21 protein-coding genes and 2 pseudogenes are annotated in these 23,002 nt (G+C 70.6%); 17 read left to right on the top strand and 6 right to left on the bottom strand.

Annotated elements, in window-relative coordinates:
- Window positions 1-65: 65 nt before the first annotated feature.
- Together G3I78_RS28270 and G3I78_RS28265 are read right to left on the bottom strand one after the other, a co-directional pair.
- Complete coding sequence (locus G3I78_RS28270) at window positions 66-2,114, bottom strand: TIM-barrel domain-containing protein (RefSeq protein ID WP_164429546.1); 2,049 nt, start codon at window positions 2,112-2,114, stop codon at window positions 66-68.
- Between the two features lie 87 nt (window positions 2,115-2,201).
- Window positions 2,202-3,209 carry a LacI family DNA-binding transcriptional regulator gene (locus G3I78_RS28265; RefSeq protein ID WP_164429544.1) on the bottom strand — a complete coding sequence of 336 codons (1,008 nt, stop codon included), beginning with the start codon at window positions 3,207-3,209 and terminating at the stop codon, window positions 2,202-2,204.
- Window positions 3,210-3,514: 305 nt separating this feature from the next.
- Here G3I78_RS28265 and G3I78_RS28260 point away from each other — a divergent pair, with 305 nt between their 5' ends.
- The 9 genes and pseudogenes from G3I78_RS28260 (at window position 3,515) to G3I78_RS28225 (ending at window position 15,053) form a co-directional block, all read left to right on the top strand.
- Complete coding sequence (locus G3I78_RS28260; RefSeq protein WP_164429542.1) at window positions 3,515-5,446, top strand: acyl-CoA dehydrogenase family protein; 1,932 nt, start codon at window positions 3,515-3,517, stop codon at window positions 5,444-5,446.
- Window positions 5,447-5,521: 75 nt separating this feature from the next.
- Entirely contained in the window at window positions 5,522-6,778 is a 1,257-nt protein-coding gene (gene dxr, locus G3I78_RS28255; protein ID WP_164429540.1) for a 1-deoxy-D-xylulose-5-phosphate reductoisomerase, read from the top strand.
- Window positions 6,779-6,786: 8 nt separating this feature from the next.
- Window positions 6,787-8,079 carry a site-2 protease family protein gene (locus G3I78_RS28250; protein WP_203615655.1) on the top strand — a complete coding sequence of 431 codons (1,293 nt, stop codon included), beginning with the start codon at window positions 6,787-6,789 and terminating at the stop codon, window positions 8,077-8,079.
- A gap of 30 nt (window positions 8,080-8,109) precedes the next feature.
- Complete coding sequence (locus G3I78_RS28245; RefSeq protein WP_343243874.1) at window positions 8,110-10,218, top strand: recombinase family protein; 2,109 nt, start codon at window positions 8,110-8,112, stop codon at window positions 10,216-10,218.
- Window positions 10,219-10,388: 170 nt separating this feature from the next.
- Entirely contained in the window at window positions 10,389-11,546 is a 1,158-nt protein-coding gene (gene ispG / locus G3I78_RS28240; RefSeq protein ID WP_164429534.1) for a flavodoxin-dependent (E)-4-hydroxy-3-methylbut-2-enyl-diphosphate synthase, read from the top strand.
- Window positions 11,547-11,872: 326 nt separating this feature from the next.
- The gene (locus G3I78_RS28235; RefSeq protein ID WP_164429532.1) at window positions 11,873-12,721 is read left to right on the top strand and encodes a GNAT family N-acetyltransferase; all 849 of its coding nucleotides are present in this window, start codon (window positions 11,873-11,875) and stop codon (window positions 12,719-12,721) included.
- 25 nt (window positions 12,722-12,746) lie between these two features.
- Window positions 12,747-13,148, top strand: a pseudogene (locus G3I78_RS28230) (GNAT family N-acetyltransferase); the annotation flags it as partial.
- Window positions 13,148-13,309 (top strand): annotated as a pseudogene (locus G3I78_RS53255) (hypothetical protein); the annotation flags it as partial. The pseudogenes G3I78_RS28230 and G3I78_RS53255, both read left to right, overlap by 1 nt.
- Before the next feature lie 40 nt (window positions 13,310-13,349).
- Window positions 13,350-15,053: a proline--tRNA ligase gene (locus G3I78_RS28225; RefSeq protein WP_164429528.1), complete on the top strand. Its 1,704-nt coding sequence runs from the start codon at window positions 13,350-13,352 to the stop codon at window positions 15,051-15,053.
- A gap of 48 nt (window positions 15,054-15,101) precedes the next feature.
- Here G3I78_RS28225 and G3I78_RS51280 read toward each other — a convergent pair whose 3' ends face one another.
- Window positions 15,102-15,491 (bottom strand): hypothetical protein, encoded by a 390-nt coding sequence (locus G3I78_RS51280; RefSeq protein WP_203615637.1) that lies wholly within the window; start codon window positions 15,489-15,491, stop codon window positions 15,102-15,104.
- Between the two features lie 15 nt (window positions 15,492-15,506).
- On the opposite strand from G3I78_RS51280, the gene G3I78_RS28215 reads away from it, so the two are divergent.
- From G3I78_RS28215 to G3I78_RS28200, 4 genes are read left to right on the top strand one after another with little or no spacing between them, the layout of a single operon-like run.
- A complete protein-coding gene (locus G3I78_RS28215; RefSeq protein WP_164429526.1) occupies window positions 15,507-16,505 on the top strand; it encodes an FAD:protein FMN transferase in 999 nt (332 codons plus the stop codon).
- Window positions 16,502-17,053 carry a ferric reductase-like transmembrane domain-containing protein gene (locus tag G3I78_RS28210; RefSeq protein WP_164429524.1) on the top strand — a complete coding sequence of 184 codons (552 nt, stop codon included), beginning with the start codon at window positions 16,502-16,504 and terminating at the stop codon, window positions 17,051-17,053. The genes G3I78_RS28215 and G3I78_RS28210 overlap by 4 nt, the downstream gene beginning before the upstream one ends.
- 2 nt (window positions 17,054-17,055) lie before the next feature.
- Window positions 17,056-18,264 carry an NADH-ubiquinone oxidoreductase-F iron-sulfur binding region domain-containing protein gene (locus G3I78_RS28205; RefSeq protein ID WP_164429889.1) on the top strand — a complete coding sequence of 403 codons (1,209 nt, stop codon included), beginning with the start codon at window positions 17,056-17,058 and terminating at the stop codon, window positions 18,262-18,264.
- Between the two features lies 1 nt (window position 18,265).
- Window positions 18,266-18,466, top strand: a complete 201-nt coding sequence (locus G3I78_RS28200; RefSeq protein ID WP_164429522.1) for a ferredoxin — start codon at window positions 18,266-18,268, stop codon at window positions 18,464-18,466.
- 64 nt (window positions 18,467-18,530) lie between these two features.
- On the opposite strand, the gene G3I78_RS28195 is transcribed toward G3I78_RS28200, so the two are convergent.
- Genes G3I78_RS28195 through G3I78_RS28185 form a run of 3 tightly spaced genes read right to left on the bottom strand, consistent with a single transcriptional unit; the run spans window position 18,531 to window position 20,446 of the window.
- On the bottom strand, window positions 18,531-19,421 hold the full coding sequence (locus G3I78_RS28195; protein ID WP_164429520.1) for an aminoglycoside phosphotransferase family protein: 891 nt from the start codon (window positions 19,419-19,421) through the stop codon (window positions 18,531-18,533).
- A gap of 27 nt (window positions 19,422-19,448) precedes the next feature.
- The gene (locus G3I78_RS28190) at window positions 19,449-19,919 is read right to left on the bottom strand and encodes a ferritin-like domain-containing protein (protein ID WP_164429518.1); all 471 of its coding nucleotides are present in this window, start codon (window positions 19,917-19,919) and stop codon (window positions 19,449-19,451) included.
- A complete protein-coding gene (locus G3I78_RS28185) occupies window positions 19,916-20,446 on the bottom strand; it encodes a hypothetical protein (protein ID WP_164429516.1) in 531 nt (176 codons plus the stop codon). The genes G3I78_RS28190 and G3I78_RS28185 overlap by 4 nt, the downstream gene beginning before the upstream one ends.
- A gap of 176 nt (window positions 20,447-20,622) precedes the next feature.
- Between G3I78_RS28185 and rimP the strand changes: the two genes are divergently transcribed.
- The 4 genes from rimP to G3I78_RS28165 all read left to right on the top strand — a co-directional run.
- The gene (gene rimP / locus G3I78_RS28180; protein WP_164429514.1) at window positions 20,623-21,120 is read left to right on the top strand and encodes a ribosome maturation factor RimP; all 498 of its coding nucleotides are present in this window, start codon (window positions 20,623-20,625) and stop codon (window positions 21,118-21,120) included.
- A 2-nt stretch (window positions 21,121-21,122) separates the two neighbouring features.
- Window positions 21,123-22,109, top strand: coding sequence for a transcription termination factor NusA (gene nusA, locus G3I78_RS28175; RefSeq protein ID WP_164429512.1), 987 nt, complete (start codon window positions 21,123-21,125; stop codon window positions 22,107-22,109).
- A gap of 127 nt (window positions 22,110-22,236) precedes the next feature.
- Window positions 22,237-22,518, top strand: a complete 282-nt coding sequence (locus G3I78_RS28170; RefSeq protein ID WP_164429510.1) for a YlxR family protein — start codon at window positions 22,237-22,239, stop codon at window positions 22,516-22,518.
- Window positions 22,519-22,680: 162 nt separating this feature from the next.
- The coding region (locus G3I78_RS28165) for a translation initiation factor IF-2 N-terminal domain-containing protein (RefSeq protein WP_343243872.1) at window positions 22,681-23,002 on the top strand (322 nt) is incomplete at its 3' end.

Here is a 23,002-nt window from a genome sequence, read left to right as displayed (position 1 = left end):
GGGGCTTTTCAGGGGCGCGGGGAACTGCGCGACCGGCCACGACCGGCCCGCAACCGACCGACGACCTACCGCGGCACATCCTGAATCGGCAACCGCGCCCCATCCCGCAGGAACAACGGAATCCGGTCCAGCGGGGCGTCGACGGTCACGGTCGTCCCGCCCTCGTACGTGACACCCGTCCACGCGTCGGTCCAGGACGAACCCGCCGGAAGATACGCCGTACGAGCCGTCGCCCCAGCCGTGAGCACAGGCGCGACCAGCACATCCGCCCCGAAGAGATACGCGTCGTCCACGTCCCAGGCCGCCTGATCCGAGGGGAACTCAAGGAACAGCGGCCGCATGGGAGTCAGCCCCTCCTCGTGCGCCTCCCGCATCACCCGAAGCACATAGGGCTTCAACCGCTCCCGCAGCCGCAGGTACTTCTCCAGGATCGCCCCGGCCTCCTCGCCGTACGACCACACCTCGTTGGGGCCGCCCGTCATGTCCGGCCCCAGCGGCATCCCCGGGTCGCGGAACCCGTGCAGCCGCATCAAGGGCGACAGCGCACCGAACTGGAACCAGCGGACCATGACCTCGCGGTACGCGGGATCGTCCGGGTCCCCGCCGTGGAAGCCGCCGATGTCGGTGTTCCACCAGGGAATCCCGGACATCGCGGTGTTGAGACCGGCCGCGATCTGCTCGCGCAGGGTCGGGAAGTCGGTGCCGATGTCACCGGACCACAGCGCGGCCCCGTAGCGCTGACTGCCCGCCCAGGCCGAGCGGTTGAGGGTGATGACCTCCTCGCCGGCGGCCGTCAGGCCCTCGTGGAAGGTGCGGGAGTTCTCGGCCGGGTAGCTGTTGCCGACCTCAAGACCCGGCCCCGCCCAGTACCGCAGGTTCTCCTGGAACCCCGGCTTCAGCTCCGGCTCGCAGGCGTCCAGCCAGAACGCCGTGATGCCGTACGGCTCCAGGTAGTTCTCCTTCACGCGCGACCACATGAACTCCCGGGCCTCCGGGTTCGTGGCGTCGTAGAAGGCGACCTGGACGGTGGAGGCGACCCCCTTGTCCGGCCAGTCGGCGTGCGCCATCGGGCCGTACTGGGTGCCGATGAAATAGCCGCGCTGCTCCATCAGGGCGTGGTTCTCGCTGAGCGGTGACACCGAGGGCCAGACGCTGACCACCAACTTGATGCCCAGCTCCTCCAGTTCACGGACCATCGCCGCCGGGTCGGGCCACTCGGCCGGGTCGAACTTCCACTCGCCGAGGTGCGTCCAGTGGAAGAAGTCGCAGACGATCGCCGAGATGGGCAGGCCCCGGCGCTTGTACTCCCTTGCCACGGAGAGGAGTTCGTCCTGGGTGCGGTAGCGCAGCTTGCACTGCCAGAAGCCCGCCGCCCACTCCGGCAGCATCGGCGTACGGCCCGTCACCGCGCTGTAGCGCCGCTGGCCGTCGGCCAGTTCGCCCGCGGTGATCCAGTAGTCGATCTGGCGGGCCGAGTCGGCCACCCAGCGCGTGCCGTTGTGGGCCAGCTCCACGCGGCCGATCGCCGGGTTGTTCCACAGCAGGGTGTAGCCGCGGCTGGAGGCGAGGACCGGGATGCCGACCTCGGCGTTGCGCTGGATCAGGTCGAGGACCAGGCCCTTCTGGTCCAGCTTGCCGTGCTGGTGCTGGCCGAGCCCGTACAGCTTCTCGTCGTCGTAGGCGGCGAAGCGCTGCTCCAGACGGTGGTGGCCGTTGCCGACCGCGGTGTACAGGCGCGAGCCGGGCCACCAGAAGTGGGCGCGGGCCTCGGCGAGGAGTTCGGACGCGTCCTCGGAGCGCAGGAAGCGGAGCTGCCCCTCGGCGTCGACGTGGACGGTCAGCGCGCCCACGGTCAACTGGGCTTCCCCGTCACCGATCTTGACCGTGCTCTCGGTGGCCGGTGGCTCGTCGAGCAGGGCGCCCGGCAGCCCTTCGAGGATCGGTCCGCCGAGCCGTGCGCGCACCCGGACCGCGTCCGGGCCCCACGGCTCGACACGTACGGTCTCCTGGCGGCCGCTCCACTCCAGCGCGCCGTCCCGCTCACGGAAGGTGCCGACGGTGGGGGACGACTGCGCGAGGCTGACCTTGGGCTGGATTTCGGCAGGGTGAGTCACGGAGGGTGCTCCTGACGGGGAGGACAGACAAGGGGGTGCCCAGGCCCCGGCAGGGGCCGTGCGGGAGGTGTCGGGGTGGAGCCTTGTTCAGGAGGCGGCGGGGCCGGTGCTGGCCCGGACCGTCAACTCGGGTTCGATCAGGACGACTTCGTCCTCGCCGCGGCCCTCCAGCTTGGCGGCGAGCCGCTCCACCGCGTGCCGGCCCATCTCCTGGGCCGGGATGGCGACCGAGGTGAGCCGCACCGAGGCCTGGACGGCGACCTGTTCGGGGCAGACCGCGACCACCGAGACGTCCTCGGGGATGGCCCGGCCCTGCTGGCGCAGCAGGGCGAGCAGCGGCTCCACGGCCTGTTCGTTCTGCACGACGAAGCCCGTGGTGGAAGGGCGCTCGTCGAGGATGCGGGCGAGGGTCACGGCCATCGCGTCGTACCCGCCGTCGCACGGCCGGTGCAGCAGTCGTACGCCCAACTCCAGGGCGCGCGACCGGAGTCCGTCCAGGGTGCGCTCGGCGAAACCGGTATGGCGTTCGTAGACCGCGGGGGCCTCGCCGATGACAGCGATGTCGCGGTGGCCGAGCTTCGCGAGGTGCTCGACGCACAGCGCGCCGGTGGCCCGGAAGTCGAGGTCGACGCAGGTCAGGCCCGAGGTGTCGGCGGGGAGGCCGATGAGCACGGACGGCTGGTCGGTGCCGCGCAGCAACGGCAGCCGCTCGTCGTCGAGTTCGACGTCCATCAGGATCATCGCGTCGGCCAGGCCGCTGCCGGTGACCCGGCGTACCGCGTCGGGGCCCTCCTCGCCGGTGAGCAGCAGGACGTCGTACCCGTGGTTCCGTGCCGTGGTGGCCACCGCGATGGCGATCTCCATCATCACCGGCACGTACATGTCGGTGCGGAGCGGGATCATCAGCGCGATGATGTTGGACCTGCTGCTGGCGAGGGCGCGGGCGCCCGCGTTCGGGTGGTAGCCGAGTTCGCGGATGCTCTGCTCGACCCGCTGCCGGGTGGTCGTGGAGATGGACCTCTTGCCACTGAGGACATAGCTCACCGTGCTCGCCGAGACTCCGGCGTGCTGGGCGACCTCGGCGAGGGTGACCATCCAGCTCTCCAAGCTTTGTGAAGCGCTTCGACAGTGCGCAGTGCGTACAACGGCGGGTGAGGGTGGTTCGACAGTAGCTCCCCCGGGAGTGGGTGTCCATAGGTTGTCGAAGCGCTTCGACAACGACTCTCGGGCGGGGGCGTGACTCCCTCCCTACCACGCCGGGTCCCCGTGATTCCGTCGAGTTTGGCCGAACGGCCGCGCGAAGGGTGGTGGCCCCGCCCGGGATCGGGTACATACGATCGAGTAGCACCGATGAGTAACACATCGGCCACAAGATCCCGATTCGCGGCGAGGTGAGCCTCATGTCCGCACCATCCAAGAAGCCCGTCGTCACCGAGCGCGAGGCGCGCGAGGTGGCGGAGGCCGCCCGGGAGCAGGACTGGCGCAAGCCCAGCTTCGCCAAGGAGCTGTTCCTCGGACGTTTCCGGCTCGACCTCATCCACCCCCACCCGATGCCCCCGGCCGAGGACGCCCGGCGCGGCGAGGAGTTCCTCGCCCAGCTCCGCGACTTCTGCGAGACCAAGGTGGACGGGGCGCTCATCGAGCGCGAGGCCCGCATCCCCGACGACGTGATCAACGGGCTCAAGGAGCTCGGCGCCTTCGGCATGAAGATCGACACCAAGTACGGCGGCCTCGGCCTCACCCAGGTGTACTACAACAAGGCGCTGGCCCTGGCCGGCTCCGCGAGCCCGGCGATCGGCGTACTGCTCTCCGCCCACCAGTCGATCGGCGTACCCCAGCCGCTGAAGCTGTTCGGCACCCAGGAGCAGAAGGAGAAGTTCCTGCCCCGGTGCGCCCGCACCGACATCAGCGCCTTCCTCCTCACCGAACCGGACGTCGGCTCCGACCCGGCCCGCCTCGCCACCACCGCCGTACCCGACGGGGACGAGTACGTCCTCGACGGCGTGAAGCTGTGGACCACCAACGGCGTGGTCGCCGACCTCCTCGTCGTCATGGCCCGCGTCCCGAAGTCCGAGGGCCACCGGGGCGGCATCACCGCCTTCGTGGTGGAGACCGACTCACCCGGCGTCACCGTCGAGAACCGCAACGCCTTCATGGGCCTGCGCGGCATCGAGAACGGCGTCACCCGCTTCCACCAGGTCCGGGTCCCGGCCGTGCACCTCATCGGCAAGGAGGGCCAGGGCCTGAAGATCGCCCTGACCACCCTCAACACCGGCCGCCTCTCGCTGCCCGCCTCCTGCGTGGCCGCCGGCAAGTGGTCCCTGAAGATCGCCCGCGAGTGGTCCGCGGCCCGCGAGCAGTGGGGCAAGCCGATCGCCCACCACGAGGCCGTCGGCGCCAAGATCTCCTTCATCGCGGCGACCACCTTCGCCCTGGAGGCCGTCCTCGACCTGTCCTCCCAGATGGCCGACGAGGACCGCAACGACATCCGCATCGAGGGCGCCCTCGCCAAGCTCTACGCCTCCGAGATGGCCTGGCTCGTCGCCGACGAACTCGTCCAGATCCGCGGCGGCCGCGGCTTCGAGACCGCCGAGTCCCTGCGGGCCCGCGGCGAGAAGGCCGTCCCCGCCGAACAGGTCCTGCGAGACCTGCGCATCAACCGCATCTTCGAGGGCTCCACGGAGATCATGCACCTGCTGATCGCCCGCGAGGCCGTCGACGCCCACCTCTCCGTCGCCGGCGACCTCATCGACCCCGAGAAGTCCCTCGGCGACAAGGCCAAGGCGGGCGCGAACGCCGGCGTCTTCTACGCCAAGTGGCTCCCGAAGCTGGTGGCTGGACCGGGACAACTCCCGTCGTCGTACGCCGAGTTCAAGCGCGAGGTCGACCTGTCGACGCATCTCCGCTACGTCGAACGCACGTCCCGCAAGCTGGCCCGCTCCACCTTCTACGCCATGTCCCGCTGGCAGGGCCGCATGGAGACCAAGCAGGGCTTCCTCGGCCGGATCGTCGACATCGGCGCCGAGCTGTTCGCGATGAGCGCGGCCTGCGTCCGGGCCGAACTCCTGCGCACCACCGAGCCGCACGGCCGCGAGGCGTACCAGCTCGCCGACGCCTTCTGCCGCCAGTCCCGCCTGCGGATCGAGGAACTCTTCGGCCGCCTCTGGAACAACACCGACGACCAGGACCGCAAGGTCGTCAAGGGCGTCATGTCCGGCACCTACACCTGGCTGGAGGACGGCATCGTCGACCCCTCCGGGGAGGGCGTCTGGATCGCGGACGCGACCCCCGGCCCGAGCGAACGGGAGAACGTCCACCGCCCGATCCGGTGACGGTCTCATGACAGCGCGTCCCCCGACGGGGGACGCGCTGTCCTCCTACACCGCCCTTACGGCCACAATGGAGGGATGAGCGACAGTCCAGCCCCTCTCGCCGACCCGCACCTGGTCTACGACCCCCTCGCGGGCGACGGCCCCAAGGACGTGGTGATCCTCGGCTCCACGGGCTCCATCGGCACCCAGGCCATCGATCTCGTGCTGCGCAACCCCGACCGGTTCCGGGTGACCGGGCTCTCCGCCAACGGCGGCCGGGTCGCGCTGCTCGCCGAGCAGGCGCACCGGCTGAGGGCGCGGACCGTGGCGGTGGCCCGCGAGGACGTCGTACCGCAGCTGCGCGAAGCGCTCAGTGGTCTGTACGGCACCGGCGAACCGCTTCCCGAGATCCTCGCCGGGCCCGACGCGGCGACCCAGGTGGCCGCCTCCGACTGCCACACCGTGCTCAACGGCATCACCGGCTCCATCGGCCTCGCCCCGACCCTCGCCGCCCTGGAGGCGGGCCGCACCCTCGCGCTCGCCAACAAGGAGTCGCTCATCGTGGGCGGCCCGCTGGTCAAGGCGCTCGCCAAGCCCGGGCAGATCATCCCGGTCGACTCCGAGCACGCGGCCCTCTTCCAGTCGCTGGCCTCCGGGACGCGCGCGGACGTACGGAAGCTGGTCGTCACGGCGTCCGGGGGACCGTTCCGCGGCCGTACGAAGGAAGAACTCTCGAACGTCACCGTCGAGGACGCCCTCGCCCACCCCACCTGGGCCATGGGCCCGGTCATCACGATCAACTCCGCGACCCTGGTCAACAAGGGGCTGGAAGTCATCGAGGCCCACCTCCTCTACGACATTCCCTTCGACCGCATTGAGGTGGTCGTGCATCCCCAGTCGTATGTCCACTCGATGGTTGAGTTCACGGACGGATCCACGATCGCCCAGGCGACGCCCCCCGACATGCGCGGCCCGATCGCCATCGGTCTGGGCTGGCCCGAGCGCGTCCCCGACGCGGCGCCCGCCTTCGACTGGAGCAAGGCGTCGACCTGGGAGTTCTTCCCGCTCGACAACGACGCCTTCCCCTCGGTGAACCTCGCGCGGCACGTGGGGCAGCTCGCGGGCACGGCCCCGGCGGTGTTCAATGCCGCCAACGAGGAGTGCGTGGAGGCCTTCCGGGCCGGCGCGCTGCCGTTCAACGGGATCATGGAGACCGTGACCCGGGTGGTGGACGAGCACGGCACCCCGCGCCGCGGCACCTCGCTCACCGTCGCGGACGTCCTCGAAGCGGAGACCTGGGCGCGGACCCGGGCCCGGGAACTGACGGCACAGACGGCGGAGGCCCGTGCATGACGACCCTGATGTTCATCCTCGGCATAGGGCTCTTCGCCTTCGGCCTCCTGGTGTCGATCGCGTGGCACGAGCTGGGGCACCTGTCCTTCGCCAAGCTCTTCCGCATCCGCGTGCCGCAGTACATGGTCGGCTTCGGCCCGACCGTCTGGTCGCGGAAGAAGGGCGAGACGGAGTACGGCATCAAGGCCATCCCGTTCGGCGGCTACATCCGCATGATCGGCATGTTCCCCCCTGGTGACGACGGCCGCATAAGCGCACGCTCCACCTCCCCCTGGCGCGGCATGATCGAGGACGCCCGCTCGGCGGCCTTCGAGGAACTCCAGCCCGGCGACGAGAAACGCCTCTTCTACACCCGTAAGCCCTGGAAGCGGGTCATCGTGATGTTCGCGGGCCCGTTCGCGAACCTCGTCCTCGCGGCGGCGCTGTTCCTCACCGTCCTCATGGGCTTCGGCATCTCCCAGCAGACCAACACGGTCAGCTCGGTCTCCAAGTGCGTGATCGCCCAGAGCCAGAACCGCGAGAACTGCAAGGCCTCCGACCCCGCCTCCCCGGCCGCGGCCGCGGGCCTCAAGGCCGGCGACAAGATCCTCTCGTTCAACGGCGTGAAGACGGACGACTGGAACAAGCTCTCCGACCTGATCCGCGCCAACCCCGACAAGACGGTCCCGATCGTCGTCGAGCGCGACGGCAAGGACGTCACGCTGACGGCGAAGATCGCCAGCAACCAGGTCGCCAAGAAGGACTCCAGCGGCCAGTACGTCCAGGGCGAGTACGTCACCGCGGGCTTCCTCGGCTTCAGCGCCGCCACCGGCATCGTCAAGCAGGACTTCGGCGACTCCGTGGTGTGGATGGGCGATCGCGTCGGCGACGCCGTCGACTCCCTCGCCGCCCTGCCCGGCAAGATCCCGGCCCTGTGGAACGCGGCCTTCGGCGACGCCCCGCGCGAGCCGGACTCCCCGATGGGCGTGGTCGGAGCGGCCCGCGTCGGCGGCGAGATCTTCACCCTCGACATCCCCCCGACCCAGCAACTCGCCATGGCGCTGATGCTGGTGGCGGGCTTCAACCTCTCCCTGTTCCTGTTCAACATGCTCCCGCTGCTGCCCCTGGACGGCGGCCACATCGCGGGCGCCCTCTGGGAGTCCCTGCGCCGCAACCTGGCGAAGGTCCTCAAGCGCCCGGACCCGGGACCGTTCGACGTGGCGAAGCTGATGCCGGTGGCTTATGTGGTGGCGGGGATCTTCATCTGCTTCACGATCTTGGTCTTGATCGCGGATGTCGTTAACCCGGTCAGGCTCAGCTGAGAATCTGTCATTTTCTGTCACGTGGGATAAATGTCGCGCCTTTCGCTCGTGTACCTCGCACGAGTGAAAGGCGCGTCTTGTCGGTACCACGCAGATGCGGACTTCGTACGTTTGTTGCTGTTCATGGGTGACCCCAGCGGTGCGCCAACACCCTGGGGTCTGGCCAGTCTCGAAGGGACTGACATGCAGCAAGGTACTGCGCCCTGCGCAGAAGACAACGGCAGGGACTCCAAGCCGATCGCCGTCGCGGCGTACATGCGGGTCTCAACAGCGGAACAGAGGGGCAAGTACGGAATTCCTGCCCAGGCCGATGCCATTGAGGCGTTCCTGGGAAAGCGGCCGACATGGCGACTCGTAGGTTCGTGGGTGGACCCTGGCGAATCGGGGTCGACGGACTCCAGGCCTGGGCTCGATGAGCTGCTCGTGGAGATCTCCGCAGGTCGGGCAGACACCGTGGTCGTGCATAGCCTGGACCGTCTGGGACGGACCGAAGCCGCCATCTGGCGTTGCATCTGGCAGATCCAAGATGCCGGGGCAGAGATCGATTGCTGCAACCAGGTTCTGGGGGAACCGGGTCTGGACAAGTGGCTCACCATCGACCGGCTCGCGCAGACCGTGGAAGCCGACTACCAGCGCATTGTCGCGCGCACGCAGGCTGGTCGGCAGCTCAAAGCAGTCGACGGCGGTTGGCCAGGTGGCCCGGCTCCCTACGGATACAGGATCAGAGGGAAGGGCGCCTTTGGCTCGATCCTCGAAGTCGATCCAGCGGAGGCGGCCGTGGTGAGGCTTCTGGCCGATCTGGTCATCGAGGGCGACCGCACTGTCACCGGCATCGCCGAGGAACTGAACCGACGTGGGATTCTCACCCGAAGCGGAAAGCGCTGGACAGCGACGAACCTCCATCGACGGCTGAAGAGCGCAGCCTTTCTCGGAGAGGCTGTCTTTCGTCGGTCTGATCAGCAGTGGGGTGGCCATTGCACCAGGCTTGACGGCTCCGGGCGGCCCCTGCACGGCGACAGCGTGGCGATCCCGCTGCCTCCGATCCTCCCGGCGGATCAGACCCGCGCTGTTCGGCAAGCACTGGCCGAGTTCGCACGGCCGCGCAGGATTCCCGTGGGGGAGTATCCGCTCACCGGGCGCATCCACGGGCCGTGCGGACGGCCCTATGTCGGGTGCTTCCGCAGCGGCGACGGGGTGCGGACGTATCGCTGTTCGGGATGGCAGGCAGCTGTCTCCTGCGGCTGTGTCTTTCTGCGTGCTGAGCACGTAGAGGAACTGGTGACGCGACACGTCAATGCCTTGCTGGCATCCATGCCCCCTCACAATCGGCCGATGCTGTCGGTCTCATCTGAGGCGCAGACCCGGCTGATCCAGCATGCCGAGCGGCTGGGGTCCCTGAAGCGGCTTGTCGCGCAGTGTGCGGAGGAACTGGACGGATTCCGGCGCCAGGACCCCCACAGTCGTGTCGTTGCCGCTGCGCTGCGGCAGCTCGAAGCTGACAAGAGGGCGTTGGAACGAGTCCTTGTCCATGCGCAGGACTGGCTGGCGGAGCTGGAGGCCCGAGTCGGCAGGGATGCCCGGCTTACTGCTGTCCTGGGGGCAGCCGCACCGGACAGCCAGGTTCTGCCACCTTCCGAACAACGGCGCCTGATCGAGCAGCTCAACGTGCGAGTCGACATCACGGACCCTGAATTCAGGTATCGCGAGGGGACGAAGTGCTTGACCATCCAGTGGCATGAGCACACAGGGGCCCCCGTACCTCCCGAGCCCACAGACCGCCTGTGGGCTCGCATCGACGAGCTGCTGCGCTCCAGGTACCGACCTCACCACTTCCGTTCGCCGCTCGACCTGCGAGCTGCCCTCACGGGGATGCTCCATCGTCTACGCACAGGGATCCTCTGGCGTGATCTTCCGGAGCGTTTCGGCGACTTTCGAAAGGTTCGGCTCCGGCAGCGAACTTGGTTGGCGGACGGGGTGTGGGAGGAGATCGTGGAGATCCTCGGCGAGGAGGGAGAGGGCACCCCGGTGCTGAGCCATGGAACCGCTCCGGAACTGTCCATCCGCTCGGGGCCGGTCACCGACGCACAGCCGGCCGTCTCATTCGGCGCACGCGTGGTTAACCCGGTCAGAATCTCCTAGTCATACGGCGTTCGAGGCGGCCCGGTGTGCTCCATGCCGGGCCGCCTTCGATTGGGTGGGTTTGACCTCGCCGATGTGCCCGGGTCCGCGCCGGTGCCGTAATCTCGAAGCCTGGAGCCCGCCGCTGACGGGACCTGGGCCTTGATCCACGACTTGGGGTTGCACAGCAGATGACTGCGATTTCTCTCGGCATGCCGTCCGTTCCGACCAGGGTTGCCGAGCGCCGCAAGAGCCGGCAGATCCAGGTGGGCACCGTCGCGGTCGGCGGCGACGCCCCGGTCTCCGTGCAGTCGATGACCACGACCCGTACGTCCGACATCGGCGCGACGCTCCAGCAGATCGCCGAGCTGACGGCGTCCGGCTGCCAGATCGTGCGCGTGGCCTGCCCCACCCAGGACGACGCGGACGCCCTCGCGACGATCGCCCGCAAGTCGCAGCTCCCGGTGATCGCGGACATCCACTTCCAGCCCAAGTACGTCTTCGCGGCGATCGAGGCGGGCTGTGCCGCGGTCCGGGTGAACCCCGGCAACATCAAGCAGTTCGACGACAAGGTCAAGGAGATCGCGAAGGCCGCGCGCGATCACGGCACCCCGATCCGCATCGGCGTGAACGCGGGCTCCCTGGACAGCCGCCTCCTCAAGAAGTACGGCAAGGCGACCCCCGAGGCCCTGGTCGAGTCGGCCCTGTGGGAGGCGTCCCTCTTCGAGGAGCACGGCTTCCGGGACATCAAGATCTCGGTGAAGCACAACGACCCGGTCGTCATGATCGAGGCGTACAAGCAGCTCGCCGCCCAGTGCGACTACCCCCTCCACCTCGGCGTGACGGAGGCGGGCCCGGCCTTCCAGGGCACCATCAAGTCGGCCGTCGCCTTCGGCGCGCTCCTCTCCCAGGGCATCGGCGACACCATCCGCGTCTCCCTCTCGGCCCCGCCGGTCGAGGAGGTCAAGGTCGGCAACCAGATCCTGGAGTCCCTGAACCTCAAGCAGCGCGGCCTGGAGATCGTCTCCTGCCCGTCCTGCGGCCGCGCCCAGGTCGACGTCTACAAGCTGGCCGAGGAGGTCACCGCGGGCCTGACCGGCATGGACGTCCCCCTCCGCGTCGCCGTCATGGGCTGCGTCGTGAACGGCCCCGGCGAGGCCCGCGAGGCCGACCTCGGCGTCGCCTCCGGCAACGGCAAGGGCCAGATCTTCGTCAAGGGCGAGGTCATCAAGACCGTCCCCGAGTCCAAGATCGTCGAGACCCTCATCGAGGAGGCCATGAAGCTGGCCGAGCAGATGCAGGACGCGGGTGTGGAGTCGGGCGAGCCGTCGGTGTCGGTGGCGGGCTGATCTTCCCTCGCCCCGCCGTCCCTGCCTGTCCCGGCGGCGGCGGACGCGGGGGACCGCCCGTCGGTTCGGACGGTGGCGGCCGGCGGCATGACGGCCGCCGGACGATGAGCCGGGCCGCGTCGGCGCCGGTCCAGGTACCTTCAGCCCGTCCGGCGTTTGAGGACGAGGCCCTTCGGGCCGATGGGGGTCTGGGGGCGCAGCCCCCAGGGACGGCGCGACAAGCCAAGGGTCACCGAAGGGAAACGGCACCCAAACACCGGTCGGCACGGCTCAGCTTCCGCAGGTACAGTGCGGAGATCAGCAGACCCCACCGTGAGGCCCCGCCCGTGTTGACCCAGACGACCTCCCGGGTCCTCGAACCGAGCGACCTGGACGCCGCGCTCGCCGTCCTGGACCGTGAGCCGGTCGCGAACGCCTTCGTGACGTCGAGGGTGCAGGTGGCCGGTCTCGACCCGTGGCGGCTCGGCGGCGAGATGTGGGGCTGGTACGAGGACGGCATGCTGACGTCGCTCTGCTACGCCGGAGCCAACCTGGTCCCCATCTGCGCGACTCCGAGGGCCGTCCGCGCCTTCGCCGACCGGGCGCGCAGGGCCGGCCGCCGGTGCTCCTCGATCGTCGGCCCCGCCGAGGCCACCACCCAGCTCTGGCGGCTGCTGGAGCCCAGCTGGGGCCCGGCCCGCGAGGTCCGCGCCCATCAGCCCCTCATGGTCACCGACCGCATGCCCACCGACATCGCCCCTGATCCGTACGTCCGCCGCATCCGCAAGGACGAGATGGAGACGATCATGCCGGCGTGCGTGGCGATGTTCACCGAGGAGGTCGGCGTCTCCCCGCTGGCCGGTGACGGCGGTCTCCTCTACCAGGCGCGCGTCGCCGAACTCGTCGGTTCCGGCCGCTCCTTCGCCCGCCTCGACGAACACGGCAAGGTCGTCTTCAAGGCCGAGATCGGCGCCGCGACGGACCGCGCCTGCCAGATCCAGGGCGTCTGGGTGGCCCCCGAGTACCGGGGCAGGGGAGTGGCCGCACCGGGAATGGCGGCGGTCCTGCGCTACGCCCTCGCCGACGTGGCCCCGGTGGTGAGCCTCTACGTCAACGACTTCAACACCCCGGCGAGAAGGGCGTACACGAGGGTGGGCTTCCAGGAGGTCGGCGCCTTCATGAGCGTCCTGTTCTGAAGCCGCCTGCCTGTACGCTCCCCGCATGGACCTCGTCATCGGCCCCCTGGACCTGTCCGCCCACGTGGACGAGGCCCTGGCAGTACAGGCCATCGCGTTCGGCCTCGCCGCAGACGAGGTGGCCGTCCGCCGCCAGATCGTCCTCCGCCACATGACCTACCCCGGCGCACGGGCCCTCGGCGCCATGGTCGACGGCAACCTCGCGGGGTTCGTGTACGGCATGCCCAACGACCGCACCCACTGGTGGTCCACCGTCGTGGAGCCCTACCTCCGGGCCCGGCACAACGACCTCTGGCTCGACGACTCCTTCGTGATCACCGAGCTGCACGTCCATCCCCACCACCAGAACCGGGGCATCGGCAGGACCCTGATCACCACGATCACCGACGGCGCCGACGAACCCCGCTCGATCCTCTCCGCGATCGACACCGACAGCCCGGCCCGCGGCCTGTACCACTCCCTCGGCTACCAGGACCTCGCCCGCCAGGTCCTCTTCCCCAGCGCCCCGAAGCCGTACGCCGTGATGGGCGCCCCCCTCCCGCTGCGCCGCCGCTGACCGATTTCCACGGGCACAGGCCCCCCGGCTAACCTCCTGCCATCACCCTTTCCCGGCAGGAGTACGAGAACAATGGCGAACGCACCGGTCCAGCGCATGTCCCAGTTGATGGCGAAGACGCTGCGCGACGACCCGGCGGACGCCGAGGTCCTCAGCCACAAGCTCCTGGTCCGCGCGGGCTACGTCCGCCGCACCGCCGCCGGTGTGTGGACCTGGCTGCCGCTCGGCAAGAAGGTCCTCGCCAACGTGGAGCGGATCGTCCGCGAGGAGATGGACGCCATCGGCGCCCAGGAGGTGCTGCTCCCCGCGCTGCTGCCGCGTGAGCCGTACGAGGCCACCGGCCGCTGGGACGAGTACGGCCCGGAGCTGTTCCGCCTCCAGGACCGCAAGGGCGGCGACTACCTCCTCGGCCCGACCCACGAGGAGATCTTCACGCTGATCGTGAAGGACCAGGCGTCCTCCTACAAGGACCTGCCGGTCATCCTCTACCAGATCCAGACGAAGTTCCGCGACGAGGCCCGTCCCCGCGCCGGCATCCTGCGCGGCCGCGAGTTCCTGATGAAGGACTCGTACTCCTTCGACACCGAGGACGAGGGCCTGGCCACCTCCTACGCCCTGCACCGCGAGGCGTACCAGAAGGTCTTCACGCGCCTCGGCCTCGACTACCGCATCTGCGCGGCGACCGCGGGTGCGATGGGCGGCTCCAAGTCGGAGGAGTTCCTGGCCCCCGCCGAGGCCGGCGAGGACACCTTCGCGGACTGCCCGAACTGCGACTTCGCGGCCAACACCGAGGCGATCACGTACGAGCTGAAGCCGGTGGCCGCCGAAGGTCTCGCCGCCCTCGAAGAGATCCCCACCCCGGACACCCCCACCATCGAGACCCTCGCCGCCCACCTCGGCGTCCAGGCCTCCGACACCCTCAAGAACCTCCTCGTGAAGGTCGACGGCGAGATCGTGGCCGTCGGCGTCCCCGGCGACCGCGAGGTCGACCTGGGCAAGGTCGAGGCGCACTTCGCGCCCGCCGCCGTGGAGCTGGTGACGGCGGAGGACTTCGTCGGCCGCGACGACCTGGTCCGCGGCTACGTCGGCCCGCAGGGCCTGGGCGAGAAGGTCAAGTACATTGCCGACCCGCGCGTCGCCCCCGGCACCTCCTGGATCACCGGCGCCAACAAGGAGCACACGCACGCGAAGAACGTCGTCGCGGGCCGTGACTTCGAGGTCGACGAGTACGTCGACGTCGTGGTCGTCCAGGAGGGCGACCCCTGCCCGAAGTGCGGCACCGGCCTCAAGCTGGACCGCGCCATCGAGATCGGCCACATCTTCCAGCTCGGCCGCAAGTACGCCGACGCCCTCAAGCTCGACGTCCTCGGCCAGCACGGCAAGCCGGTCCGCGTCACCATGGGCTCCTACGGCATCGGCGTCTCCCGCGCGGTCGCCGCCCTCGCCGAGCAGTCCGCCGACGACAAGGGCCTGTGCTGGCCCGCCGAGGTCGCCCCGGCCGACGTGCACGTCGTCGCCGCCGGCAAGGCCCTCCAGATCGAACTCGCCCTCGACGTCTCCGAGAAGCTGCGCGAGGCGGGCCTCAGGGTCCTCGTCGACGACCGCGCCGGGGTCTCCCCGGGCGTGAAGTTCACCGACTCGGAGCTGATCGGCGTCCCCAAGATCCTGGTCGCGGGCCGCCGTTCGGCCGAGGGCGTCCTGGAGCTCAAGGACCGCCGTACCGGTGAGCGCGAGGAGCTGACGGTGGACGAGGCGATCGCCCGCCTGACCGCCTGAGCGCCTAAAGGAACTCCTCAGAAACGTCTTTGGGGCCCTAAAGGGATCTCACAGACTTCTCTCAGGGCCGTACCCGACCGTAGTGGGTGACACAGCGTCACCACGGCTACGGAGGGGTACGGCCATGACCAGAGGTACGGAACGGAGCGCCGCCGCGCTGGTGCGCAGAGGCGCCCGGCGCACGGCGGCCACCGCCGCGGCGGTCACGCTCGCGGCGGCGGCCGGGATGTTCGCCCTGATCGGCACGATGCAGGCGGACGCCGACACCTCGGCGAGCAGCACGTCGAGTTCGAGCAGCACCACGGACACCGGCAGCTCCAGCAGCACCACGGACTCCGGCAGCTCAACCGACTCCAGCAGCTCCAGCAACTCCAGCAGCTCGTCCTCGACGGCCTCCTCCGGCCTGACCTCCTCCTCCGGCGGCTCCACCGACTCCACGTCGGGGGCGTCGTGATGGCCGCGACCCTCCAGACCCGCGTCACGGCGGCCTCCGAATGGCGCGCCCTCGGTACGAGCGTCCGCCTGGTCGTCACCGACCCGGCCCTGCTGGATTCCTGCAACCTGCTCCTGGCCCGGCACCTCGCCGAGGTCGACGCGGCGTGCAGTCGCTTCCGCCCGGACTCCGAACTGGCCGCGCTGGACGGCGCGCAGGGCCGCCCGGTCCGGGTCAGCCCCCTGCTCGCCGAGGCCCTGGACGTCGCCCTGCGCGCCGCCGAGGCCACGGACGGCGCCGTCGACCCCACGGTCGGCTCGGCGATGGAGGCCATCGGCTACGACCGCGACTTCACCCTGGTCCGCGAGGACGACCGCCCGATCCGCCTCACCGTCAGGCGCGCCCCCGGCCGGCGCAGGATCCACCTGGACCGCGAGACCGGCACGGTCACTGTCCCGCCCGGAATCCGCCTGGACCTCGGCGCCACCGCCAAGGCCTGGGCCGCCGACCGCGCCGCGACCCTCCTGGCCGAGACCGCCGGCTGCGGAGTCCTGGTCAGCCTGGGCGGCGACACGGCCGTCGCCGGCGAACCCCCGGCCGACGGCTGGCAGATCCGCGTCCAGGACGTCACCGGCACGGTCGACGAAACCCCGCCGCAGGGGTCGTACACGACAGTGGGCCTGCACAGCGGAGGCCTCGCCACCTCGGGCACGGCGGCCCGCACCTGGCGCCGGGACGGCCACGACCTCCACCACATCCTGGACCCCCGGACAGGCCTCCCGGCCCGCACCCCCTGGCGCACGATCTCCGTAGCGGCCCCCACCTGCGCGGAAGCCAACACGGCGAGCACGGCGGCCCTGGTCAAGGCCGAAGGCGCCGAGCACTGGCTCACCAAGCTGGGTCTGCCCGCCCGCCTGGTCACCAAGGAGGGCCTGGTCATCACGACACCGGGCTGGCCGAACACCGCCAAGGGCGCGGGGAACCGCGCGACCAACCCCCACCGGGGGACAGCCGCATGACCTCGGAAACCCTCTGGTACGCAAACAGAGCCACCGGCGCGATCTGCCTGATCCTCTTCACCCTGGTCGTCCTCCTCGGCATCGCCGTCCGCCTGCGCGGCAGACTCCCCGGCCTCCCCCGCTTCGGCACGGTCTCCCTCCACCGCACCCTCTCCCTCTCCGCCACCGCCTTCCTCGCCCTGCACATCGCCTTCGCCGTCCTCGACGACTACGTGAACATCACGGCCGTGGACGCGCTCGTCCCCTTCGTCTCCGACTACCAGCCCCTGTGGCTCGGCCTCGGCACCGTCGCCCTCGACCTGATGCTCGCGGTCCTGATCACCAGCCTGTTCAGGCAGCGCGTGGGCCACCGCACCTGGCGAGCGGTCCACTGGCTGGCCTACGCCTGCTGGCCGATCGCCCTGATCCACGGCATAGGCATCGGCACCGACTCCGGCACCGACTGGATGACCTGGCTGACGATCACCTGCGTGGCGACCGTCCTCACCGCCACAGGCATCCGCGCCTCCGTGGCCCTCTTCCGCACGGCCGAAGGAGTCCGACCGTGACCATGACCTTCCCCGACGTCCACATGTCCCCCCGACTGCTCGCCCCCGGCGGCGGCCCGGCCGACCTGACCACGCACGAGCAGCGCTACGGCCCGCTGCCGTACGGCGATCCCGACGCCGTCCTGCGCACGGTCGCCGAGTCCGGGCTCACCGGGCGGGGCGGTGGCGCGTTCCCGGTGTTCCGCAAGCTGGTGTCGGTCGCCGACGCGGGCCGCCGTACCGGACGCGGGCCGGTGGTCGTGGCCAACGGAGCCGAGGGCGAACCCGCGTCCCGCAAGGACAAGACGCTGCTGCGCCTCTCACCGCACCTCGTCCTGGACGGCATCCAGGTCGCCGCCGCGGCGATCGGCGCGGGGGAGGCCCACCTGGCCGTGGAGGACGGCGCGTCCTGGCTGGAGCAGGCCCTGGCCCAGCGCCGGGACCCCGTTCCCGTCAAGGTCGTACGGCTGCCGAAGAGCTTCCTGTCCGGCCAGTCCTCGGCGCTCGCCCGGTACGTCGGCGGCGGCCCGGCCCTCCCCGCCCACCAGGACCCACCGGTCCGCGAACGCGGAGTGGGCCGCGCCCCGACCCTCGTCCAGAACGTGGAGACCCTGGCCCACCTCGCGCTGATCGCCCGGTACGGCGCCGACTGGTTCCGTACGGCGGGGACCCCGGCCCAGCCCGGCAGCGCCCTGTGCACGGTCCACGTACCGGGACGCGAAGTCCGGGTGGTGGAAGCGCCGTTCGGCATCCCGCTGAGCAGGCTGCTCCCGCCGCACGGCGTCCAGGCAGTCCTCCTCGGCGGCTACCACGGCACCTGGATCCCGGCGACGGAGGTGGCGGGCCTGACCCTGGACGCCTCGACGGCGGGCGCCGGAGTCCTCGCGGCCCTCCCCACCGACCGCTGCGGCCTCGCCGAGACGGCCCGGGTCCTGCGCTATCTGGCCCTCCAGTCGGCCGGCCAGTGCGGCCCCTGCCTCAACGGCCTGCCCCGCATGGCCACCGCCTTCCGGACCCTGGCGACCCCGGGCCCCCAGGGCACCACCCGCGAGGACCTCTCCCGCTGGGCCGGCCTGGTCGAGGGCCGGGGCGCCTGCCACCACCCCGACGGCACGACCCGCCTGGTCCGCAGTGCCCTGACCGCCTTCGCCCCCGAACTCGACGCCCACGCAAGGGGCTTGTGCACGGCCACGGACCCCACCCCCCTGCTCCCCGTCCCCCAGGAGTCCTGACATGGACCACCGCATCACCATCGACTGGACCTCCTGCAAGGCCCACGGCCTGTGCGCGGAACTCCTCCCGGAACACGTGGCACTGGACGAGTGGGGCTACCCGATGGTCGGGGACGATCCGGTCCCCACGCGAACGGTGAAACGAGCCCGCAGAGCAGCGGCGGACTGCCCGGTCCTCGCCTTGAAACTGGCGGCGAGGTGACCCACCCAGGGGCGCGGGGAACTGCGCGACCAGCCCCCACCGCCCCGCAGCCGACAACGCACCCTCAAAGCCACCCGGCGAACTCCAGCAACAACTCGGCATCCTTCGGCCGCCCCACCCGCAACGCCCGCACCCCGGACTCCACGGCCCGGAACAACGTCCACCCCCGCAACCGCTCCTGATCGACCTCCAACGACTCCGCCAGCCGCTTCACCCGCCGCCGCGCGATCGCCGCCCCCGACGGCGAGCCGATCAGATCCTCCACCCGGTCCCGCACCAGCCGAGCGAGATCGAACGCACACTCACCCACCACCGGATCCGGCCCCACCGCAAGCCACGGCGACCGCTCCCCGGCCAGCACCTTGCTCTGCCGAAACGTCCCGTGCAGCAACCGCGACTCCACAGACGCGGCCAGCAACGACTCCCGCACATCGAGCGCCGCGCTCACCAGCGCCCCCACCTCCGCGGAAGCACCCCGCATCGCCTCGGCCTGCCGCCCCGTCCGCTCGGCCACCGTCTCGAAGACATGGTCCCCGGGCGGCTCCACCCACAGCCGCCGCAGCGTCCCCGCCGCCTCCAGCAGCGCCTTCGCCTCCGGCAACGACCGCACGGAGACATCCGGATGCAGCCGCTCCAGCAGCAGCGCGCCCTCGGCGACGAAGGGCTCCACGAGTTGTACGGCCCCTCGCCCGGCCCAGTGCGCGAGGGCCGCCCGCTCGCTCTCCGGCCGGGACCTGGGCGGCACCAGCTTGAGCACGGCAGGCGTCCCGTCCGCCCGCCGCACCAGCACGACGAGGCTGCTGCGCCCGCCGGGCACCTGCACCCGTTCCACGGTCAACTCGCGCTGCGCGACGGCCTCCTGGGCGGTCCCGGGCAGCTTCTCCACCCACTCGTCACCGTCCGGAGCGCTCTCGCCGAGCGCCCGCACCAGCCGCTGGGGCGGTTCGAAAGCCATGCGCGAGGTGTTCCCTTCCGTGCCGTGTCAGGTCGTGGGTGACACCGCGGGCGATGCCGTCGGCGATGTCGTGGCCGCCCGCTCGGCGAGCCCAGGGAAGGCTACGCTCTCGCCCCGCCAGCGCACCGCGCGCACCGCGGCCTCCCTGAGCGCCTCGGCGGCCGTGCCCCGTCGCCCGCCCCCGGTGGCCCGCACCAGGTCGGAGTAGACCCCGGCCACCCGGTCCTCCAGCTCGGCGGCGAGCCGTACCGCCGCGGCCGAGTCCGGCACCGGGAAGGGCAGGGCGTACGCAGCCGACGCGGCCACCGGCGTCCCTTCCAGGTCCCGCACCTCGCGCACGAGGGCGTCCCGGCGGGCCCGGTGGGCGTCGTAGGCGGCCTTGGCCTCGGCGCGCCGGCCCTCGCGGATACGGCCGCCGACGACGCCGTAGCCGTACACCGCCGCGTGCTCGGCGGCCAGCACCTTCTGGAAGGCCGCCAGTTCCTGCTTCTCGCTCACCGGGCACTCTCCGTCAGCAGATAGGCGTGGGCCGCACCGGCCGCCGCGACCGAGGCCACCAGCCGGGCCAGCTCGCCCGGCACGTCCAGCAGGTCCTTCGCCCGCCGGTCCGCGAGCGTCCGCTCGGCGGCGGCGAGCTGCGCGAGGGCGTCCTTCTCGGTCGTGGGGACGGTGACCGAGGGCGACGCGGAGGGAGAGGCGCTGGTCGAAGCGCCGGGCCCGGCCTTGGCGACCGACCCCCCGAACGCCTCCACATGCCGTACCGCCTCCGCCCGCAACGGCTCCACCCGTCCCGCGAGCGCCGGATGGACGGCGAGGACGGCGTCGTAGCGCTCGACGATCCCCCGGCTGTCCCGGGCCGCACGCACGCGTGCCCGCTCGACGACGGACGGGCTGCCGGCGGTGCCCTCCTCGGTACCTCCGCTCCCGTCGGAGCAGCCCACCAACAGGGCGCCCCCGGCGACCGAGGCGAGCAGGGACCTTCGGCGCGGCCCCGAGGGGGTGCTGGGCGGCGGGGGGTACGGCACGGCTGACGTCCTCGGGAAGCTCGTACGAACACACGGGCGGGAGGTCGGGCCCGCCGGCGATCACGGTACCCGCGCATCCGAGGTCACCTGGACGGCAACACCCCCTGCGACCGGATACCCTTTGACCAGACACGCGACCTACCCACAACAGCACACGCGGCCGAGGAGTCACCCGGATGAGCACCACCCAGAGCGAGAGGCTGCGAGAGCTCCTGGAACCGCTCGTCGCCTCCCAGGGCCTGGATCTCGAAGAGATCGCAGTGGACTCCGTCGGACGGAAGCGAGTGCTGCGCGTCGTCGTCGACTCCGACACCGGAGCCGACCTGGACCAGATCGCCGATGTGAGCCGCGCGCTCTCGGCGAAGCTGGACGAGGGCGACGCGATGGGCGCGGGGGAGTACACCCTGGAGGTCGGCACCCCGGGCGCCGAGCGCCTCCTCAAGGAGCACCGCCACTACGAGCGCGCCGTGAGCCGGCTGGTCAAGTTCCAGCTGACCGGGGGCGACGAGCTGGTGGCCCGGATCCTCACGGTCGACGACGAGGGCCTCGACCTCGAAGTGCCCGGCGTGAAGGGCCGCAAGGCCACCGCCCGCAGACTTGCCTTCTCCGACATCGACAAGGCGCGCGTGCAGGTCGAGTTCAACCGCAAAGACAAGAACGAAGAGGAGGCGTAGCCGTGGACATCGACATGAGTGCCCTGCGGGGCCTGGTACGGGAGAAGGAGATCTCCTTCGACCTGTTGGTCGAGGCGATCGAGTCGGCCCTCCTCATCGCCTACCACCGCACCGACGGGAGCCACCGCCACGCGCGCGTGAAGCTCGACCGGGAATCCGGCCATGTGGTCGTGTGGGCGAAGGAAGACCCCGACGAGCTCGAAGAGGGCCAGGAGCCGCGGGAGTTCGACGACACCCCGTCCGACTTCGGCCGGATCGCCGCCACCACCGCCAAGCAAGTCATCCTGCAGCGGCTGCGCGACGCCGAGGACGACGCGACGCTCGGCGAGTACGCGGGGCGCGAGGGCGACATCGTCATGGGTGTCGTGCAGCAGGGGCGCGACCCGAAGAACGTCCTGGTGGACATCGGCAAGCTGGAGGCCATCCTGCCGGTGCAGGAGCAGGTCCCGGGCGAGACGTATCCGCACGGCATGCGGCTGCGGTCGTACGTCGTCCGGGTGGCGCGGGGTGTGCGCGGTCCCTCCGTGACGCTGTCCCGGACGCACCCGAACCTGGTGAAGAAGCTCTTCGCCCTGGAGGTGCCGGAGATCGCCGACGGGTCCGTCGAGATCGCCGCCATCGCCCGCGAGGCCGGTCACCGCACCAAGATCGCCGTCCGGTCCACCCGTTCGGGCCTGAACGCCAAGGGCGCCTGCATCGGGCCCATGGGCGGCCGGGTGCGCAATGTCATGGGCGAGCTGAACGGCGAGAAGATTGACATCGTCGACTGGTCGGACGACCCGGCCGAGATGGTGGCGAACGCGCTGTCGCCGGCCCGGGTCTCCAAGGTCGAGGTCGTGGACATGGCCGCCCGCTCCGCGCGCGTGACCGTCCCCGACTACCAGCTCTCCCTCGCCATCGGCAAGGAAGGGCAGAACGCCCGGCTCGCGGCCCGGCTCACGGGCTGGCGGATCGACATCCGTCCGGACACCGAGCAGGCCGCGGAATAGGGCCCCGAACCGGCCCGCGGTACAGGCTGGGGAATAGATCCAAGCCGTCGATGGCTTGGATCACGACAACAACCGTTCGATCCCTGCCCCGAAGGGGTGAGGTCGGTACGGGGAGGTAGACTTAAGAGTGTCTGGCCGGACGCGCGCCCGCGCATGCCCTGAGCGCACCTGTGTGGGGTGCAGGCAGCGAGCGGCCAAGACCGATCTGCTGCGCATCGTGGCGATCAAGGACGAGTGCGTCCCTGATCCTCGCGGTACGCTGCCCGGCCGGGGTGCGTATGTACACCCCGCCCTGGTCTGTCTCGACCAGGCGGTACGCCGCCGGGCGTTCACGCGGGCGCTGCGCGCCCCGGGAGCGCTCGACACAAAGGCGTTGCGCCGGTACGTCGAGCAGACAGACAGTTGCTGAGCAGGCAACACCGTAAGAAGCGTCGTGCGGAACCCCCGTGCGGCCCTGGTACCCCGCGAGTTGGAAGTAGGTCGAGATTGCGATGAGCACTCGATGAGCACGCGATGAGTACGCCCATGAAGTAGCGACGGTCCGGACGCAACCGGACCTAAAAGGAGCGAAGTGGCTAAGGTCCGGGTATACGAACTCGCCAAGGAGTTCGGGGTTGAGAGCAAGGTCGTCATGGCCAAGCTCCAAGAACTCGGTGAATTCGTCCGTTCGGCGTCTTCGACGATCGAAGCGCCCGTCGTCCGTAAGTTGACGGACGCCCTCCAGCAGGGCAACGGAGGCGGCAAGCCCGCCTCCGCCCGCAAGGCTGCCCCGGCCAAGCCGGCAGCCCCCTCCCCGGCGCAGGCTGCCCGTCCGGCCGCCCCGCGCCCGCCGGCCCCCAAGCCGGCCGCCGCCGAGAGGCCCGCGGCTCCCGCCGCCCCGGCCGCTCCCGGCC

This window comes from Streptomyces sp. SID13726, assembly GCF_010548375.1.
Lineage (GTDB): Bacteria > Actinomycetota > Actinomycetes > Streptomycetales > Streptomycetaceae > Streptomyces.
The sequence above is the reverse complement of the archived record's forward strand: the minus strand, read 5'-3'. Positions and strand labels throughout refer to the sequence as shown.